This window comes from Niallia oryzisoli (assembly GCF_043641075.1).
GTDB lineage: Bacteria > Bacillota > Bacilli > Bacillales > Cytobacillaceae > Bacillus_BD > Bacillus_BD oryzisoli_A.
The window spans coordinates 111,788-130,226 of sequence record NZ_JBHZRC010000001.1 but is presented as its reverse complement, the minus strand read 5'-3'; the positions used below and the strand labels follow the sequence as shown (position 1 = coordinate 130,226).

Genomic DNA, 18,439 nt, shown 5'->3' with positions numbered 1-18,439 from the left:
ATGTCTCCTCACGATTCTCCGTTTTTAATAAATTGTTTTGGAGGCTTTGGACTTGACGAATTTTCTCTCTTAATATCCTTTTGACTTATCAGCCGCGGTCTTGAAAGCATACCCCAAAGAGGGATTCTTAAAATAGCATCTTTTTGATCTCCTGCAATAAACGGAGCCATCGGGGATAGATAAGGAACGCCAAATGAACGTAAGCTGGCTAGATGGGCAACCATTATGATCAAGCCGATGATAATCCCAAACAATCCAAATGTAGCCGCTAAAATCATAAATACAAAACGTAAAATTCTAATGGCTATCCCCATATTAAATGTTGGGCTGACAAAGCTGGCTATTGCGGTTAATGAAACAATAATAACCATGGTCGCTGAAACAACTCCTGCTTCAACTGCTGCTTGCCCTAACACAAGTGCTCCTACAATTGAGATTGCAGGACCTACCGCTCTCGGCATTCTGACACCTGCTTCTCTTAAAATCTCAAAAGTGATTTCCATCATGATCGCTTCCACAATAGCCGGAAAGGGAACACCTTCTCGTTGTGCAGCCAGGCTGATTAGTAAACGGGTCGGTAGCATTTCCTGATGAAAAGTTGTAACAGCAATATAGGCTGAAGGAGTTAATAATGCAAGGAATAAACATAAAAATCGTAATAACCTCAATAGTGTACTAATATCTGCTCTTTGATAGTAATCCTCACTCGATTGAAAGAATTCGATAAATAAAGCAGGTACAATGAGTACAAATGGAGTTCCATCCACCATTATGATAATGCGGCCTTCTAATAAAGATCCACATGCTGCATCTGGACGCTCCGTATTATGAATGGTAGGAAATATTGTATAGCTTTCATCTTGAATCAACTCTTCGATATAACCGCTTTCCAAAATGGCATCGATGTTAATTTTGTTCATTCTATTTCTAACTTCTTGAATAATCTTATCATTTGCGATTCCTTTTATATAAAGGAGAGCGACATCCGTTTGTGTCTTCTCTCCTACAGACAGTGTCTCAATCCAAAGATTGGTATTTTTAATTCTTCTTCTTATTAGCGAAGTATTTATTCTTAACGTTTCAGTAAAGCCTTCCTTGGGCCCGCGTACAACAGTTTGGGAAGACGGTTCCTCTAAACCTCTCATTTCCCAGCCTCTCGAACTTACGGCGAATGCTTTTGAATAGCCATCTACTAAAATAATCGTGTCACCGGAAAGCATATTAGAATAAAGTAATTTCAAATCCGAAATGACCTTCATATCGCCTCCTGCTACGTTAAAATCCTTAATCACTTCAAATAAATTTGTTTGTTTATTCACCTCAAAATCAAGCTTCGTTATCCTCAAATCTGTCATCAATGGTTCAATAATGAAATCTTGAATAAAGTTTTTATCAGCAAGACCATCTATGTATACAATTCCGATCTCTATCAAACCATTTTTCCCCGTTTTAAATTGTCTCGTAATGATATCAGTACTATTCCCCATTGTTTGCCTTATACCAGTTAGAACGTTTGAAACATCTGGTGGGATCGTACCATCATCAACTTGTATCTCAACATTTTCCCAATTATCCATTTTATGTTTTTTATTTTTCAAAAACTCACTCAGTTTCATGTCCAAAACTCCTAGATTCATGCTCAAATATATATGTTTTTCATCTAACCTAAGGCAACATAATCGGTTACTCAGCCCAGCATATATCCATGGTTATTCATCCTTGTTATTTGTTTTACGTTGTTTTGTCCAGGTAATAATGGATAATAGTAAAGAAAGCATAACCATAGATACAGGCATAGCTAAAGGATTCGTCATCATGATATGAGATTCCCAAGGAAACAGCCAATCTTTCATCATTCTACTCACTCCTTTAGTTTTCCGAAGTATTTACCTTTTGCCATAAGCTTTCTGATTAGGGTGACAAATAAAAGAAGAAAAGGAACTATCCATAAAAGTACAAGCCATAGATTATAAGGAAATATTTCAAAAGCAACCTGCAGATGCTCTTGAATATTGTTTGAAATACTATAACCAAGATAAATCGACAAAATGAAGATGAAGAAGATTAGTTTTCGACTTTTTTTCATTCCAGTAAGAAGCTGAATCCCTCTAATGGCAAAATAGATATGTAATGAGATTTTGAAAATGGCCGAAATAACAAAAAGTAAGACAGCAAAAACATTTAAATTTTTGATCACCTCCCCAACATCTACCTTTGATACTAGAGAAAACATAGGAAAAATCTCCATTTTAAAATAAGATTCACCTAAACCCATAATCATCATGAGTACCGTTACTAAAATGATGAATCCTGAGAAAATAGTCGCATAACAGGTTGTTTTAACGATATTTTTATAGTTAGAATGAACAAGAGTCCAAATCATAGCAAATTCTAACGTTTGTGCAAACCCCTGGCTTGCACCTAATGGAAATGATGACTTTAATATCGGCTGCCATCCATTCTGTAAAACTGGTTGTAGATTTTCACCTTTTAACAAATCACCAACCAATAGAAGAATAATAATGATTACGATCATGAATAAGAAATACGGTAAAAATATTTCTCCTACTCTTCCCAAAACCTCTATTCCACATAGTTGGATATAAGTAACCGCCAGTAGAAATAAAACGATTACCGACCAGTAAGGGGTCCCTTCCAAAATTAATGAAGTTGATAAATATTTAACATCATTTAATACTCTTCCAGCTTCGTATAAAAATAATAGAGGGTACAGCCATGCGATTGGCGTTCCAATCCATTTTCCAAATTGTTCAGGAAACCATTCGACTAGTGTTAATCCTGGGTTTAGATACGAAAGTGTGAGATAAAGTCCAATTGCTGCAGTTCCTAAAATAATAGAAATAATAGTGGCAATCCAAGCATCTTTTCCGGTCGATGCACCAAAACCAAATATTATCGTCGTACCAATTTGAAAAAAAACAGTTAACGTAAATAACTGGGAAAGAGAGATTCGTTCCATAAAAAACACCTTAATTTTTATGTATTTCTACGTTTTATTTCCAAGTGATGGAATTCTTCTTATATTTTCCTTTACATGACAAACTATACCAGTTACTTCACTTTGGAATAAAAAGAAAAAAGTCGAATAAAGCATTCGACTTTTTCATTTCTATCCTATTTATCTCACTAAATTCTTTATCGTATCCGGATCATATCCAAGCACCCATTGACCATTAATTTCCGTTTGAGGAACTCCCAAGTGTCCAGTAGTGGATACCAGTTTATTGGCTGCCCTTTGGTCTTTTTGTACATTTATTTCCTTAAAGGTCAGTCCCTCTTGTGTTAAAAAATTCTTTAACATCACACAATATGAACATGTGTTAGTTGTGTATACAGTAATTTGATTCATCTTTATTTTCTCCTTTTATATATTTATATCACCTTACCAAGAATTCGTTCCTCCATCCATGTTCATTACAAAATATCCATGACCAGCTCTTAGGATCATTCTGTAAACCCTTTTCAAAGAATAGGGCTTTCAGGTACAGTTTATTTGCACCCGAAAGCCGCATTTTTTGTTTATTACATTTAACCGATAATAATTCTTTCCTTTGGATAATGATAATTGACATCCTGTTCCTTTCCCCTAAGTAATAGGAGAAATGAAACTAAGCCAATTCTGCCAATAAACATCAGAATCATGATAACCCATTTTCCAACTGTCGATAAATCCTGTGTTATTCCCATTGATAATCCTGTTGTTCCAAATGCGGAACTTACTTCAAAAAGAATACTTAAAAGAGAATGCTGCTCTGTAATGACTAGAACAATCACTGCAATTAAACAAATCAAAACCGCAAGGATGGTTACAGCTAATGCCTTTGTGATATCGTCCTCGTGTATTTCCCGCTTAAAGATTTTAATATGACGTTTTCCACGGGCAAAATGAAATAAGAACAAAATGATTAGAGCTAATGTTGTTGTTCGTATACCACCTCCGACAGAACTTGGTGAGGCACCGATAAACATGAGCACACTACAAACAAGCAATGTCGGTTCTGAGAACTCGCTTAAATCCATGGTCGAAAGACCACCGCTTCTTGTCGATGCTGATTGAAAAAAGGCATAGAAAAAGGCCTTATGCCAAACCATATCCTTAAAATAATGCTGAAATTCAAGAATGATAATCATGACTGTTCCAAAAACAAGCAAGCACGCAAAAGTAATGGTTGTAATTTTTGTAAAAAGTGAAAAACGAAAAGGCAGCGGCATCGTGTCTTTTTGGAAAAGATAGTTTTTAAATTCAATTAAAACAGGAAAACCGATGGCACCTAGTGTAATTAAGATTATGGTTATTAATTGAACGAAATAATCATTTGCAAATGGTTTAAGCGATGCACCTGTAATATCTAAGCCTGCATTTGTCGTAGCACTTATGGAAGCAAATAAACCATGGATAAATGCATCAGTTGCACTCGGATAATATTGCAGAAAATGAAATCCAAGTATGACTGCACCGACGAGTTCAATCAATAAAATAATTTTGATAATTTCTCTTATTAGGGCAACAAGTCCGGCTAGATTGGTCTGATTATGGTCAACCATAATTAACTGTCTGCCCCGCAAACCAATTTTCTTTCCCAAAATCAGATAAAAAAAAGTCCCTAGTGACATAACGCCGATTCCACCAAACTGGAACACAAACATAAGAACAAAGATACCGAATGTACTATATGTTTCAGATATATTAAGAACGGTAAGACCAGTTACACTTACAGAACTAATGGCAATAAAAATGGTATCGAGTAATGATACTTCCACTCCCTCTTTATGTACTGCCGGTATTCGAAGCAGTAAGACAGAGACGGTTACTGCTATAAAATAAAAAGTAATAATTGCTTGTGCCGGAGTAATATTATCAAGATTATATTTAAGCTTTTTCCACATGTTAGTTTTCCTTTCGCTAATAACTAATCCTATCTTAAAGAATATTCTCCCCTTTTAAAAGGAATATAAGAACTTTCGACAAAAAACTTTTTTCACTACTTGCTTGTGCTTATCAATTGAAGGGAATGATTGATATTTACCGAAAAACATTTCCACTTATTTTTTCTAGCCTACTACTCATAATACTACTACAGAGGAGATTTTCTCTGAATATAAAAATATAGTCCTTAAGGAGTTGAAGTGTATGTCTAGAAGCAGCAATAAGCTTCTTGTTCCTGGTATTGAACAATATCTTGATCAAGTGAAATATGAAATTGCTCAGGAGTTTGGTGTTCATTTAGGTTCTGATACCGTTTCACGTGCCAACGGGTCTGTAGGCGGAGAAATAACAAAACGCTTAGTTCAACAAGCACAATCTGAATTAGCTGGGAGAAACCAATAAGACAACTTTATAGTAAATGGAAAAAGTCCGGTTCAAAACCGGACTTTTAACTATTTGTTTTTTCTGTAGCAAAGCCATCTATAGGTTCTTCCAATTCAATAATTATGATGATGAGTCCATTGGATTATATAATTTAATATCCGGATTTTTCTCTTGAAACCATCTTAATGCAAAATCATTCTCAAATAGAAAGACCTTATTACCATAACGATCATTAACAAGTAAGCTTCGTGAGCTGGATAAAGATTCATTTATCGTTTCGTTTTCAATCCAGCGGGCAATCTTAGATCCTTGACGCTCCAATACGACATCTACATTGTATTCATTTTTCATTCGATGCTCAAACACTTCAAATTGTAATTGGCCTACCGCTCCAAGCAAAATCTCATCCCATTTAACTGTTTTGTATAATTGAATGGCTCCCTCTTGAACCAATTGTTCAATTCCTTTATGGAAATGCTTTTGCTTCATGACGTTCTTCGCCGTCACACGAACAAATAATTCTGGTGTAAATTGCGGCAGTTTTTCGTACTGAAATGAGTCCTTACCTGATGTCAATGTATCACCAATTTGGTATGTGCCTGTATCGTAAAGACCAATGATATCCCCACTAACTGCTTCATTCACAGTACTGCGATCATCAGCCATAAACTGAGTGGATTGCGCAAGCTTAATTTGCTTTCCTGTTCTTGGGAGATTCACCGTCATACCTCGTTCGAATTTTCCAGAGCATATACGCAAAAAGGCAATACGGTCTCGGTGAGCAGGATTCATATTTGCTTGAATCTTAAAAATAAAACCAGAGAAATTTTCTGAAACCGGATCAATCTTCCCGATGGTTGATTCTCTTGGCTGTGGAGATGGAGCGAATTGTAAATAGGTTTCCAAAAATGTTTGAACGCCAAAGTTTGTTAAGGCACTTCCAAAAAATACAGGTGTTAATCCCCCATCCGCAATACGTTTCCTTGAAAATTCATTACCAGCTTCATTCAGGAGAAGGACCTCTTCTAATGTTTGATCATACAATGCATTTTGTTTCATTGCATGGTCGCCCTCAATTTCGCCATCTTCATTTAATGCAATAAAGCGTTCTGATTCGTCTACACGGAATTGCTCAATTCGATTATGGAACCGATCATATATTCCTAAAAATTCTTTTCCCATCCCGATTGGCCAGTTCATTGGGTACGATTCAATTCCCATTACCTCTTCTAGCTCGGCAAGCAATTCAAGCGGTGGTCTCCCATCACGGTCTAATTTATTAATAAAGGTGAAAATAGGAATGCCTCTTAAGCGGCAGACTTTAAACAGCTTTAAAGTTTGCTCCTCAATCCCCTTTGCTGAATCAATAATCATGACAGCACTATCTACAGCCATTAGCGTTCTATACGTATCTTCACTGAAATCCTGGTGTCCAGGAGTATCCAAAATATTAACCCGTGCTCCATCATAATCAAATTGCATGACACTTGATGTAACCGAGATTCCCCGTTGTTTTTCAATTTCCATCCAGTCACTGGTTGCATACTTCCCAGTTTTCTTTCCTTTTACTGTTCCCGCATCACGAATGGCTCCTCCAAATAATAGAAGCTTTTCCGTTAATGTCGTTTTCCCCGCATCCGGGTGAGATATGATAGCAAAAGTGCGGCGTGACTGCACTTCATCTATAAATGTATTCGACATGAAAAATTCCTCACTTTATTCCATTCAATTTTTACTCATAACTTAAATCTTATATCTACAGCTCGTAGTTTGCAATATGAAATAAAAGAAATTTACCTTCTTCGATATCATTCCCTTCTTATAGGAATAATTAATTTTACTATATTTGCATTTTTCTTTTCAATTTGTCGAAATTTGTTATAATTGGATAGAGTTAATTGAATAGGTAAGAATAGTAGGGGAACCGGATAAGCCGGTTGAGAGTGTATCCTCATTTGATGCTAACCCTTTGAACCTGATCTGGTTAAAACCGGCGGAGGAAACATATTCTAGACAATCAACTATTGTTTTCAATATGCACCGGTACTAAACCGAGTGCTTTTTTGTTTTTCCGGAACTCAATTTGAGCACGCTCCCCGGGGATCAATAATTCTGCTCTATAACAATTTTCATCATCCAATACTACATACAATAGGAGGATTTCAATTGAAAAAATGGCTCATGGTTTTGATTGTTGTTTTGTTTACAGCAGGCTGTAATACAGAACAGCCTGACAAAAAGTCAGTTGATACAAATGAAAAGGTCGAAAAGCTAAAAAAGGTAACGCTTGTACTTGATTGGACACCAAACACCAACCATACAGGCTTATATGTTGCAAAAGATCAAGGCTTTTTTGAAGAAGAAGGTCTTGATGTTGACATCATCATGCCAGGAGAAACGGGTGCAGACCAGCTTGTCGCTTCAGGTAAAGCTGAGTTTGGCGTAAGCTATCAGGAAAGCATCACACAAGCACGTATCCAAGATGTTCCGATTGTTTCCATTGCAGCTGTTATCCAGCATAATACATCCGGATTTGCTTCTGCTGCAGACAAAAACATTAAAACACCAAAGGATTTTGCCGGAAAATCCTACGGAGGCTGGGGATCACCTGTTGAAGAGTCTGTCATTGCCTCTTTAATGAAGCAGGAAAACGCGAACCCTAAGGATGTTTCTATTATAAATATTGGGGATACAGATTTTTTTACAGCGATTAAACGTGATGTAGACTTTGCCTGGATTTACTACGGCTGGACAGGTGTTGAGGCCGAACTGCGCGGTGAAAAAATCAATATGATTTATTTAACGGATTACAGTGATAAGCTTGATTATTATACCCCTGTACTTGCGACAAACGAAGAAATGATAAACAAAAATCCTGAAACAGTCAAAGCTTTTGTTAAAGCTGCTGCTAAGGGATACCAGTATGCCATTGATAACCCGGATAAAGCTGCAGATATACTACTGGCCGCAGCACCTGACCTTGATTCAGAATTAGTTAAAAAGAGTCAGGAATGGCTGTCACCACGATACCAGGATGATGCTAAGCGCTGGGGTGAACAGAAACTTGAGGTGTGGGAAAACTACGCTGATTGGATGTATGAAAATGGCTTATTAGAAAAGCAACTGAAGGCTGAAGAAGCATTCACAAATGATTTTTTACCAGAATAAGGAGAGAAAAGCATGGCAAATTCATTAGTTAGTATTCAAATTATCCCGAAAACCCCAAATGGTGAGAACGTAATCCCATTTGTCGATGAAGCAATCAAAGTCATTGCGGAATCAGGTATGAAATATGAGGTTCATCCGCTTGAAACAACTGTTGAAGGTGATTTAGCGTCCATCTTTTCCATGATAACAAAAATGAATGAACGTATGATAGAAATCGGAAGCCCTAATGTTATTACTCAAATTAAAGCACTATATCAACCAGCTGGAATCCAAATGGTCGATTTAACGGAGAAATACCGGTGATGACGTTTATATCTAAAAGCTGGAGATCCTTATTGGCTCTCCTTCTTTTATTCATCGCTTGGGAAACAATGGTTAAGGTTTTTGAAGTACCGCAATGGCTTCTTCCATCTCCGGTAAAAATCTTTCAAGAAGCGGCAATACACTGGAGTGAATTTTCCATCCATCTGCTATCAACACTTCGGTTAAGCTTATCTGGATTTGCTGTTGGTACGGCCATCGGACTTTTAACCGCGATATTATTATATTTAATTCCAATTTTAAAAGATACCTTATATCCATTACTAATTCTTTCACAAAACATTCCAACGATCGTACTTGCGCCGTTATTGGTTATTTGGTTCGGCTTTGGCGTGCTGCCTAAATTGATTGTCATTACGCTAGTTTGTTTTTTCCCTGTTACGGTTGCTGCAATTGACGGCTTTAGACAAACACCTATTGAATTAAAGCACTATTTAGCAATGGCAGGTGCTAATAAAAGTCAGCTCTTTTGGAAGCTAGAATTTCCCTCTGCACTTCCAGCCATTTTTTCTGGTCTGAAAATTTCTGCTACATATAGTGTGATGGGTGCCGTAATCTCGGAGTGGTTAGGAGCAAAAGAGGGAATCGGCGTTTATATGACACTTGCCTCATCCTCCTTTCGGACCGATCGTGTTTTTGTGGCCATTTTCGCGATTATGATTCTTAGCCTCCTTTTCTTTGTCTGTATTATTGTCATCGAGCGAATTGTTATTCGTTGGAAAATGAAAGGAGAGGATTCCAAATGACCCAGTTATTACATTTAGACTCAATCACGAAAAGCTTTTCCTCCGAAAAAATTATTGATCATTTATCATTGGATGTTCAAGCAGGTGAATTTGTTTCCATTCTTGGTCCATCCGGCAGCGGTAAAAGTACTTTATTCCATTTAATCGGCGGAATTTTCAAGCCTGACGAAGGTGAAATTAGACTAAATGGCGAAACAATAAATGGCCAAAAAGGGTCAATCAGCTATATGCCGCAGTCACCCTCCCTATTACCCTGGAGAACGGTATTGCAAAACGTTCTGCTTGGACAAGAGCTGCAAGGAAAGAAGGATTATGATACAGCAGTAGAAATGATTGAAAAGGCTGGATTAGCCGGCTATACGAATGCATACCCTTCTCAATTATCTGGAGGAATGAAACAAAGAGTTTCCTTTATTAGGGCCTTATTAAGTCCACAGCCCGTTATTTGTTTGGACGAGCCCTTTTCTGCATTGGATGAATTAACCCGGCTTGACATGCAAAAATGGCTGCTTTCCATTTGGGAAGAACACAAAAGGACGATCCTATTTGTTACCCATAATATTGATGAAGCTTTATTTATGTCTGATCGCATTGTCATTATGTCAAAAAAGCCTGCATCGATAACTGGAGAATTTATCATTCCATTTTCAAGACCGCGGGATGAGGAACTTTTGCTAACTGATGAATTCCTTGCTTGGAAACGAAAGATCTATTATGCACTAAGGTAGTGATTAGTCATGAATTCAATTATTGATGTACATATCCACCTCGATCATTATCACGAACAGGATATTGAGGATATTGTAAATGGAGATCGAGCACTCGAAGCGTTAATTGGTGTTTCTTACGATTTGGCTTCATGCATTCAAAATCTTACTTTTTCAAGAAAATATCATAAGGTCAAGCCTGCCTTTGGCTGGCACCCTGAGCAGCCATTACAATCAGATCATGACTTTTCTCAATTGCTTGACTGGATGACTTTGAACGAGCAGGAAATGATTGCAATTGGTGAAGTTGGACTTCCCTATTACTTACGAAAAGAAGGAAAAATTCCTCTCAAGGGATATCTGGATCGATTGGAAGCCTTTATTCGTTTAGCAGATAAATGGCAGAAGCCAATCATCCTTCATGCCATCTATGATGATGCACCCCTTGTATGTAATCTGCTTGAAAAGTATTCGATAAAACGGGCTCATTTCCATTGGTTTAAAGGAGATCAACAGACTGTAGCCCGATTCATACAAAATGATTATTTTATCTCGATTACACCGGATGTGTTGTATGAAGAAGAAATCCAACAGCTTGTCCATCAGTACCCACTGGAACGAATGATGACGGAGACAGATGGACCGTGGCAGTTTGAAGGACCCTTCCGGGGACAGCTGACACATCCGACTATGATTCATTTATCAATCAAAAAGATTGCTGAAATAAAAAAACGATCGATTGAGGAAGTATATTATCAGTTACATACGAACGCAAAGAATTTTTATCAACTATAATATTATAAAGGAAAGAGACAGTTTTCAAACTGCCTCTCTCCTTTACCTCCTTATTATAAGGAGATTACCATTTAAAACATGCAGCACCAACAATAATCAATAGGATGAATAGAACGACGATTAGCGCAAATCCGCCGCCATATCCATATCCGCATCCATGACCATATCCGCCATAGCCGTAGCCGTACATATAAACGCCACCTTTCAAATTTACTTAAGAGTTACTTAGTAAAATCCACCGTAGCCCCAAGAAGCTCCAATAATAATTAACAAAATAAACAATACAACTAATAAGGCGAATCCGCCGCCGTATCCATGATGTTCACCTGACATTTAAATAACCTCCTTTTCTCATTTCCCTATATCCTATTCAGCTCCACTCAATTATGCGATAGACAAATACACAATTTTAGGTTTTTTCCCCAGCGTACAAAAAAACACACAGACATCTGAATACTCTGTGTGTTTTTTACTCCATTTTATTTTTTCAGCGGAATATAATTAAATATATCCTTTGATGCAAAGCTGTCGATTAGTCTTATTAACCAATCGTAGTAATCTAATGCCTCCGTAAGTTTTTGAATATCAGCTTTTGCTGAAGCTTGTATCTCTGCATCTGCATCCTTAGATTCTGTTATTTCATGTAATTCCTGCAATGATTTTTTGATGGCATGGACATTTAGAGAAATAGCTGCTCTCCATTTAATGTCAAAGAAATCAAAGAAGTTTTTGTGCCAATCTTCTTCTGCCTTGTAGAGGTCTTTGCGAACTCCTTTTCTCCACACCTTCTCGACCATCTTTAATTCCATTAAGGTCCGCACTGATGTACTCATACTCGTTTTACTCATTCCAAGCTCTTCCTTCATCTCATCCAAGGTAAGCGGATGATTTTGAAAATAAAGTAACCCATACAGTCTTCCAATTGAATCTGATATTCCATATAAATTCATATTATGACTAACAGCATCAATCACACGTTCACGGGCTTGATCAAGTTTTGCTTGGTTATTCATATTTTTCACATCCATTACTATCAATTCATGTTTATTTAAATATTAGATTATCACGTTTAAGTGAATTGTAAAACATGAAATGTAGGCGTTATTAGGAGGATTATGGAGGAATCTTAAGAATTCAGTATGTATTGTATGTACAGTTATTTCTGTACGTACAATACATACGGATTCAACTAAATTTACTGTTTGTATAAATTTTTCAGACATACTACAATAATGATAGATTCAATCAACATTCATAAAGAGGTGAGACAATTTGATAGAAGAACAAGTAAAGCTTCGTATTCATAATGTAACCAAGATATTTGGAAAAAATACGAAAAAGGCATTACAGCTTTTACAAAAGGGAGATTCAAAACAAAACATTTTGAAAACAACCGGATCTACGATTGGTGTTAATCAAGCTTCCTTTGATGTATATAGCGGAGAAATCTTCGTTATTATGGGTCTTTCTGGAAGTGGCAAATCAACATTGGTACGAATGTTAAACCGCTTAATTGATCCAACAATTGGAAAAGTGATGATTGACGGTGAAGATATTGTCAAAATGAACAAAGAGCAGCTCCGTAATGTACGTCGGAAAAAGATTAGCATGGTGTTTCAGCAATTTGCCCTTCTCCCCCACCGTTCAGTTCTTGAAAATACAGAATACGGCTTGGAGATTCAAGGCGTAGAAAAAGAGCTTCGACAGAAAAAATCACTGGAAGCCCTTCAACTCGTAGGCTTAAAAGGATATGAAAATCAATATCCTGATGAATTAAGCGGTGGTATGAAGCAGCGTGTTGGATTGGCACGAGCACTAGCGAATGATCCTGATATTTTATTAATGGATGAGGCGTTTAGTGCATTGGATCCGCTTATTCGTAAGGACATGCAGGATGAATTACTGGAAATACAAACAAATATGAATAAAACGATCATTTTCATTACCCACGATTTAGATGAAGCGTTAAAAATTGGAGATAGAATTGCCCTTATGAAGGATGGTTCCATTGTGCAGATAGGCACACCGGAAGAAATACTGATGAATCCTTCCAACGACTATGTTGAGAGATTCGTAGAAGACGTGGACTTATCAAAAGTACTTACTGCTGGACATATCATGAAACGTCCAGAAACAGTACAGATTGATAAAGGACCAAGAGTTGCTCTACAACACATGAGAGATTTAGGAATCTCGAGTATATATGTTGTTGATAAAAGGAAAACGCTGCTTGGTGCAATAACAGCTGATGATGCAAAATCAGCAATTGAAAAGAAAATCCCATTGCAAGATATTATGCACACTAATGTTCAAACGGTCACAAAAGAAACATTACTTACTGATCTATTTGAAGCAGTTTCTGTTTCATCGATACCCGTAGCAGTTACAGATGATAAGAACCGTCTGTTAGGAATTGTGATAAAAGGGGCTGTTATTGGTGCTCTTGCAGGGAATAACGAAATACTTAACTCAACACCGGAAATCCAAGAAGAAGCAGCCGCTTCCGCAGAAACAACTGTAAAGGGGGATGCTTGATAATGGATGGTTTACTACCAAAACTACCAATTGCCGATTGGATTGATGTGCTTGTTTCATGGCTGACAGATACCTTTGAGCCTGTCTTCGATAGCATAACAGAAGGTTTGGAATTATTAGTTGAAGGAATGGTAACTGGAGTTAGTTTTATCCCAAGCTATATTTTTATGATTCTACTAGCACTGCTTGCTTGGAAAATAGCCAATCGGAATATTGCCATTTTTACATTTATTGGATTATTAGTCATTGATAATCTTGGCTACTGGGAAAATATGATTGAAACACTTGCGCTTGTGCTTACTTCCGTAGTGATATCTATCGTTATCGGAATTCCTTTAGGAATATGGGCTTCACAAAATCGGACTGTAAAACAAATTGTGACCCCTATTCTTGACTTTATGCAAACAATGCCTGCTTTCGTTTATCTGATTCCAGCGATTTTCTTTTTTAATATAGGAGTGGTTCCAGGCGTTGTTTCTTCCGTGATTTTTGCCATGCCGCCTACAATCCGTTTAACAATTCTAGGTGTACAGCAGGTTCCTTCAGATATTATTGAGGCGACGGAATCGTTTGGCTCAACAACATGGCAAAGGTTGACGAAAGTGCAATTGCCACTTGCTATGCCAACAATTATGGCGGGAATTAATCAAAGCATTATGCTTGCGCTTTCGATGGTCGTGATTGCTTCAATGGTTGGGGCACCAGGCCTTGGTGCAGATGTGTACCGTGCAGTCACACAAATTCAAATTGGGCAAGGCTTTGAAGCTGGGCTAGCCATTGTTATTATTGCGATTATTTTAGATCGCCTGACACAAAAGGTAGGAAATAAAAATCATAGGGGTGTAAATTAATGAAGAAACTTATATTCGGATTAATTGTATTACTTATATCGACTGTTTTAGCAGCATGTGGGGGTTCTAATGAAACCAGCGGCGGAACAGATACTGCAACATCTGTTGGGGAAAGTGTCGATTATGAAATCGTCGGCATTGACCCAGGCGCCGGCATAATGAAAGCTGCAGCTCAAGCCATTGATGATTACGAGTTACAGGATTGGACATTAGTCGAGGGTTCTAGTGCAGCCATGACAGCAGCCTTAACAAAAGCCTACGAAAAGAAAGAACCGATTATTGTAACAGGCTGGACTCCACATTGGATGTATTCTAAATATGATTTAAAAATTCTAGATGATCCAAAAGGTTCATTTGGAGAGAAAGAAAATATCCATACAATCGTTCGTACTGGATTACAAGAGGACCACACTAAAGCCTATCAGGTTCTTGATCAATTCCACTGGACTTCAGATGATATGGGTGAAGTGATGATGCAGATTCAAGAGGGTAAAAATCCAGAGGATGCTGCAGAAGCATGGGTAAAAGCTCATAAAGAACAAGTTGCTGAATGGACAAAAGGTGTTGAAAAAGCGGATGGAGAAAAGCTGAAGCTAGGTTATGTTGCATGGGATAGTGAAATTGCCAGCACACATGTCATTGGAAAAGTGTTATCAGATCTAGGTTATGATGTTACCCTAAGTCAGGTTGAAGCAGGTCCATTGTGGACTGGAATCGCAGATGGCAGCCTTGATGCACAGGTTTCAGGTTGGTTACCCATTACTCATGAAGATTATGTCAAAAAATATAAAGGGCAATTTGAGGATTTAGGTACAAATCTTGAAGGTACGACACTTGGATTAACTGTTCCAGCATATATGGAAATTGATTCTATAGAGGATTTAAAATAAAAGAAAGTTGTATAAAGCGATATTCCTTATTTTAATGAGGAATACCGCTTTTTTTGTTAGATCTCGGTGAAGTGTCCAAGCGAAACATCCCCCTCTTCTTGTTTTTTATACAATCCCTCCCCTTTTTTTACGAATCACCCGAAAATTAGGTAATTTTCAACACTAGCACTTTATTTTTTTACCTATTTGAACTATAATTTTAATAATTCTAAATATTCTATAAAGATTGCGTTTATACCATTTTGTCATTTCTTTATCATTATCAGCATATTGTATTGTTGGGATTTATTACCTTCCTGTATTAGAATGAAACGTTTTTAAAGGGGATTTGGTGAAATGTTAAGTCAAAATGAGCAGGTGTTCACAGAAACGAAACCGTGGTTTAAGCTTTGGTCAGTTTATGTACTTGGGTTCTTAATTATCATCCTTGTCGGTCTTTATCTATATTCACAAAGTTTAATTCGTGTTGAATCACCAAAACAAGAGCTTGGTGAAAAGGTCGTAATTACCATGCCATCTGGTAAAACGGTCTATACCTACGAAAACTTAATTGTTCGAGAAGAGGGAAAGCTTCTTTATAAAGGAGAAATAAACACAATTGATTTAACAGGAGGAGTAGTTGTACAGCAGGACTGGGAGTAAATGATAAGTAAAAGGCTCGATTCATGCACCATAATCGAGCTTTTTTTATTTTCTTCTACTACTACAGTTATCGTTCTTCAATGATTAAATTTTTTCAATTGATTACTGCTATATTATTAACAGGTCTCTAAATAAATAAGGTAAAATAGATACGCTACAATACGAGAGGAGGTCCTTAGTGATTAATGGAGAATAGACAAATAAAAGAAAACAACAAGGCATCAGATAAGATTTGGACAAAGGATTTCACCTTAATCGTCCTGGCCAACTTCTTTATTTTTCTTGGATTTCAAATGACTTTACCTACTATCCCACTTTTTATTGAGCAATTGGGTGGGAATGATCAATTAATTGGATTAGTAGTGGGGATTTTTACTTTTTCGGCTCTTATCATCCGTCCATTTGCAGGACATGCATTGGAATCAAAAGGCAGAGCTTTTGTCTACTTGACTGGTCTTGCCATCTTTGTTATTTCGGTAGGCTCGTATGCTTTTGCCGCGAGTATTGCATTCCTGTTTATGATGCGAATTGTACAGGGGTTTGGCTGGGGGTTATCAACTACTGCATCTGGTACAATCGCAACTGATTTAATACCAGCTAATAAGCGTGGCGAAGGAATGGGCTATTATGGACTTTCAGGAAATCTAGCCCTTGCTTTTGGCCCCTCCCTGGGACTAACCCTATCAGGAGTACTCCCCTTTCATCAACTCTTTTTCATTTGTGCCGGTCTTGGTTTAGCAGCTTTAATATCTTCTTCTTTTATTAAATACAAAAAAGTGGTTCCAAATAAAGAAAATCAACAAACAAACAAATGGGATTTATATGAAAAAAGTGCCATTAAACCTTCCGTTCTTATTATGTTTATCACTGTTACGTTTGGTGGTATAGCTACATTTTTGCCATTATATACGGCAGAAGAAGGTGTTACTGGAATTCAGTGGTACTTCCTTTTATATGCTTCAGCTCTTATGGTATCAAGACTATTTGCCGGTAAGCTGTACGATAAAAAAGGACACCGAGCTATTTTTATCCCTGGAACATCTCTAATTATTATTGCCATGCTTTTATTAGCTTGGCTTCCGAACAAAGAAATTTTGTTTACTGCAGCCATTTTATATGGATTTGGATTTGGTACGGTTCAGCCAGCATTGCAAGCATGGTCGGTTGAAAAGACACCAATACATAGACGAGGAATGGCTAACGCCACCTTCTATTCTTTTTTTGACATTGGTATTGGACTAGGTGCGATGTTTTTTGGTCAAATCAGCTATTTATTTGGTTATAAAAGTGTCTATTTATCTGCTGCAGCCTCCGTTCTCATATCGATTCTTCTCTATCTTTTTCTTGTCATCAAAGGATCTAATAAAGAAGCACATAAATGATTCCATCCATCAAAAAAACAACAAAAACGATCAACGTTTTGTTGTTTTTTTGAGTTAGGCAATAGGAATCAATCGTTTAGCTTCTATCAAAGGCACCCATTACTTCCTGTGTTTGTGTGATATTAACAAAGGATTGCGGATCAATTTCATTAATTAGTAATTTAACATCTGTCAATTGATAGCGGGTAATGACTGTCATTAATATTTTCTTTTTCTCACCAGTATAGGCCCCTTCACCATCCCATACAGTAATACCTCGATAAAAATTTGCGAGCATTTTATCTTTTATTTCATCCCCTTTTTTTGTCACAATCATTAATGTCAGTTTAATATGCTTTGTATGAATCATATCAACCATTTTCCCTGATGCATAAATTCCGACTAGTGTATGTAATGCTGCATCCCATCCAAAGATGAACCCTGAAAAAATAACAACTACCGCATTTAATGCCGAGAGAATACTTCCAAGCGGAAAATCCCTCTTTTTCGTCAGTAGAACAGCAATAATATCAAATCCCCCAGATGAACCAGAGGCTCGGAAAATAAGTCCCCCGCCAAGCCCTGCAATTACACCGCCAAAAATGGAAGACAAGATGGGTTCTGATGATACTTCTGTAACAGGAATGATATACAAACCAATCGACAGCACTACAACTGAAATAATCGTATAAATGATAAATCGTTTTCCAAGCTTGAAAACACCAACGATTAATAATGGTAAGTTTAAAACAAAGTTAATTAAACCCGTTTCAAATGGTGTAATTAAACCAAGTAATATCGCAATCCCGCTCAAACCGCTGCTTAGAATCTTGTGTGGAATAAAAAATAAGTTAAAGGCAGCACTTATAATCAATGTCCCTATAATAATCAGCATTAAGAAATAAAATTCATTTCTTCCTTTTGTTTTTGTCATATGATCTCTCCCCTGCACTCCTTGCGGAAAAAATATTCTTTTATTTATATTGCCTCAAAAGCAGTACAGATAACGAGATTTATGAAATTTTATCATAAAGATAATATGAAATCTTTCTACATTTATTAAAGTGTAAAAACTTTTAAAAAAGATAATG

The 18,439-nt window shown here is 37.0% G+C and carries 21 protein-coding genes and 1 riboswitch; of the genes, 11 read left to right on the top strand and 10 right to left on the bottom strand.

Translation table 11 applies throughout. The features are described 5' to 3' along the window. Window positions 1–8: 8 nt before the first annotated feature. From ACHUFV_RS00670 to ACHUFV_RS00650, 5 genes are all read right to left on the bottom strand, one after another. Entirely contained in the window at window positions 9–1,616 is a 1,608-nt protein-coding gene (locus tag ACHUFV_RS00670; protein ID WP_394231481.1) for a spore germination protein, read from the bottom strand. Window positions 1,617–1,709: 93 nt separating this feature from the next. Beyond that, window positions 1,710–1,856 carry a hypothetical protein gene (locus ACHUFV_RS00665; protein WP_394231479.1) on the bottom strand — a complete coding sequence of 49 codons (147 nt, stop codon included), beginning with the start codon at window positions 1,854–1,856 and terminating at the stop codon, window positions 1,710–1,712. 5 nt (window positions 1,857–1,861) lie between these two features. Then, window positions 1,862–2,980 carry a GerAB/ArcD/ProY family transporter gene (locus ACHUFV_RS00660; RefSeq protein WP_394231477.1) on the bottom strand — a complete coding sequence of 373 codons (1,119 nt, stop codon included), beginning with the start codon at window positions 2,978–2,980 and terminating at the stop codon, window positions 1,862–1,864. A gap of 159 nt (window positions 2,981–3,139) precedes the next feature. Continuing rightward, a complete protein-coding gene (locus ACHUFV_RS00655) occupies window positions 3,140–3,370 on the bottom strand; it encodes a glutaredoxin family protein (RefSeq protein WP_394231475.1) in 231 nt (76 codons plus the stop codon). Between the two features lie 179 nt (window positions 3,371–3,549). Continuing rightward, window positions 3,550–4,908, bottom strand: a complete 1,359-nt coding sequence (locus ACHUFV_RS00650) for a TrkH family potassium uptake protein (RefSeq protein ID WP_394231473.1) — start codon at window positions 4,906–4,908, stop codon at window positions 3,550–3,552. Window positions 4,909–5,152: 244 nt separating this feature from the next. On the opposite strand from ACHUFV_RS00650, the gene ACHUFV_RS00645 reads away from it, so the two are divergent. Further along, on the top strand, window positions 5,153–5,350 hold the full coding sequence (locus ACHUFV_RS00645; RefSeq protein ID WP_394231471.1) for a small, acid-soluble spore protein, alpha/beta type: 198 nt from the start codon (window positions 5,153–5,155) through the stop codon (window positions 5,348–5,350). 102 nt (window positions 5,351–5,452) lie between these two features. On the opposite strand, the gene ACHUFV_RS00640 is transcribed toward ACHUFV_RS00645, so the two are convergent. Next, window positions 5,453–7,033: a peptide chain release factor 3 gene (locus tag ACHUFV_RS00640; RefSeq protein WP_394231470.1), complete on the bottom strand. Its 1,581-nt coding sequence runs from the start codon at window positions 7,031–7,033 to the stop codon at window positions 5,453–5,455. A 206-nt stretch (window positions 7,034–7,239) separates the two neighbouring features. Beyond that, window positions 7,240–7,352, top strand: a riboswitch (TPP riboswitch). Window positions 7,353–7,498: 146 nt separating this feature from the next. On the opposite strand from ACHUFV_RS00640, the gene ACHUFV_RS00635 reads away from it, so the two are divergent. From ACHUFV_RS00635 to ACHUFV_RS00615, 5 genes are read left to right on the top strand one after another with little or no spacing between them, the layout of a single operon-like run. Then, window positions 7,499–8,500: an ABC transporter substrate-binding protein gene (locus ACHUFV_RS00635; protein WP_394231468.1), complete on the top strand. Its 1,002-nt coding sequence runs from the start codon at window positions 7,499–7,501 to the stop codon at window positions 8,498–8,500. Window positions 8,501–8,512: 12 nt separating this feature from the next. Continuing rightward, on the top strand, window positions 8,513–8,803 hold the full coding sequence (locus ACHUFV_RS00630; protein WP_394231466.1) for a thiamine-binding protein: 291 nt from the start codon (window positions 8,513–8,515) through the stop codon (window positions 8,801–8,803). Then, complete coding sequence (locus tag ACHUFV_RS00625; RefSeq protein ID WP_394231464.1) at window positions 8,800–9,567, top strand: ABC transporter permease; 768 nt, start codon at window positions 8,800–8,802, stop codon at window positions 9,565–9,567. Before ACHUFV_RS00630 ends, ACHUFV_RS00625 begins: the two co-directional genes overlap by 4 nt. Beyond that, entirely contained in the window at window positions 9,564–10,295 is a 732-nt protein-coding gene (locus tag ACHUFV_RS00620) for an ABC transporter ATP-binding protein (protein WP_394231462.1), read from the top strand. Before ACHUFV_RS00625 ends, ACHUFV_RS00620 begins: the two co-directional genes overlap by 4 nt. 9 nt (window positions 10,296–10,304) lie before the next feature. Further along, window positions 10,305–11,069: a TatD family hydrolase gene (locus tag ACHUFV_RS00615; RefSeq protein WP_394231460.1), complete on the top strand. Its 765-nt coding sequence runs from the start codon at window positions 10,305–10,307 to the stop codon at window positions 11,067–11,069. 64 nt (window positions 11,070–11,133) lie between these two features. Here the strand turns inward: ACHUFV_RS00615 and ACHUFV_RS00610 are convergent, their stop codons facing one another. From ACHUFV_RS00610 to ACHUFV_RS00600, 3 genes are all read right to left on the bottom strand, one after another. Then, window positions 11,134–11,259, bottom strand: coding sequence for a YjcZ family sporulation protein (locus ACHUFV_RS00610; protein ID WP_394231458.1), 126 nt, complete (start codon window positions 11,257–11,259; stop codon window positions 11,134–11,136). Window positions 11,260–11,294: 35 nt separating this feature from the next. Continuing rightward, the gene (locus tag ACHUFV_RS00605; RefSeq protein ID WP_084786733.1) at window positions 11,295–11,402 is read right to left on the bottom strand and encodes a YjcZ family sporulation protein; all 108 of its coding nucleotides are present in this window, start codon (window positions 11,400–11,402) and stop codon (window positions 11,295–11,297) included. A 146-nt stretch (window positions 11,403–11,548) separates the two neighbouring features. Beyond that, window positions 11,549–12,082, bottom strand: coding sequence for a GbsR/MarR family transcriptional regulator (locus tag ACHUFV_RS00600; RefSeq protein WP_394231455.1), 534 nt, complete (start codon window positions 12,080–12,082; stop codon window positions 11,549–11,551). Between the two features lie 262 nt (window positions 12,083–12,344). Between ACHUFV_RS00600 and ACHUFV_RS00595 the strand changes: the two genes are divergently transcribed. The 5 genes from ACHUFV_RS00595 to ACHUFV_RS00575 all read left to right on the top strand — a co-directional run bounded on the left by ACHUFV_RS00595 (window position 12,345) and on the right by ACHUFV_RS00575 (window position 17,369). Beyond that, window positions 12,345–13,604, top strand: coding sequence for a quaternary amine ABC transporter ATP-binding protein (locus tag ACHUFV_RS00595; RefSeq protein WP_394233329.1), 1,260 nt, complete (start codon window positions 12,345–12,347; stop codon window positions 13,602–13,604). 2 nt (window positions 13,605–13,606) lie between these two features. Continuing rightward, on the top strand, window positions 13,607–14,455 hold the full coding sequence (locus tag ACHUFV_RS00590; RefSeq protein ID WP_394231453.1) for an ABC transporter permease: 849 nt from the start codon (window positions 13,607–13,609) through the stop codon (window positions 14,453–14,455). Further along, a complete protein-coding gene (locus tag ACHUFV_RS00585) occupies window positions 14,455–15,345 on the top strand; it encodes a glycine betaine ABC transporter substrate-binding protein (protein ID WP_394231451.1) in 891 nt (296 codons plus the stop codon). Before ACHUFV_RS00590 ends, ACHUFV_RS00585 begins: the two co-directional genes overlap by 1 nt. Window positions 15,346–15,681: 336 nt before the next feature. Beyond that, on the top strand, window positions 15,682–15,987 hold the full coding sequence (locus ACHUFV_RS00580; protein ID WP_394231449.1) for a hypothetical protein: 306 nt from the start codon (window positions 15,682–15,684) through the stop codon (window positions 15,985–15,987). 185 nt (window positions 15,988–16,172) lie between these two features. Continuing rightward, window positions 16,173–17,369: an MFS transporter gene (locus ACHUFV_RS00575; RefSeq protein WP_394231448.1), complete on the top strand. Its 1,197-nt coding sequence runs from the start codon at window positions 16,173–16,175 to the stop codon at window positions 17,367–17,369. A gap of 76 nt (window positions 17,370–17,445) precedes the next feature. Here ACHUFV_RS00575 and ACHUFV_RS00570 read toward each other — a convergent pair whose 3' ends face one another. Further along, window positions 17,446–18,282, bottom strand: coding sequence for a YitT family protein (locus ACHUFV_RS00570; RefSeq protein ID WP_394231446.1), 837 nt, complete (start codon window positions 18,280–18,282; stop codon window positions 17,446–17,448). Window positions 18,283–18,439 lie beyond the last annotated feature (157 nt).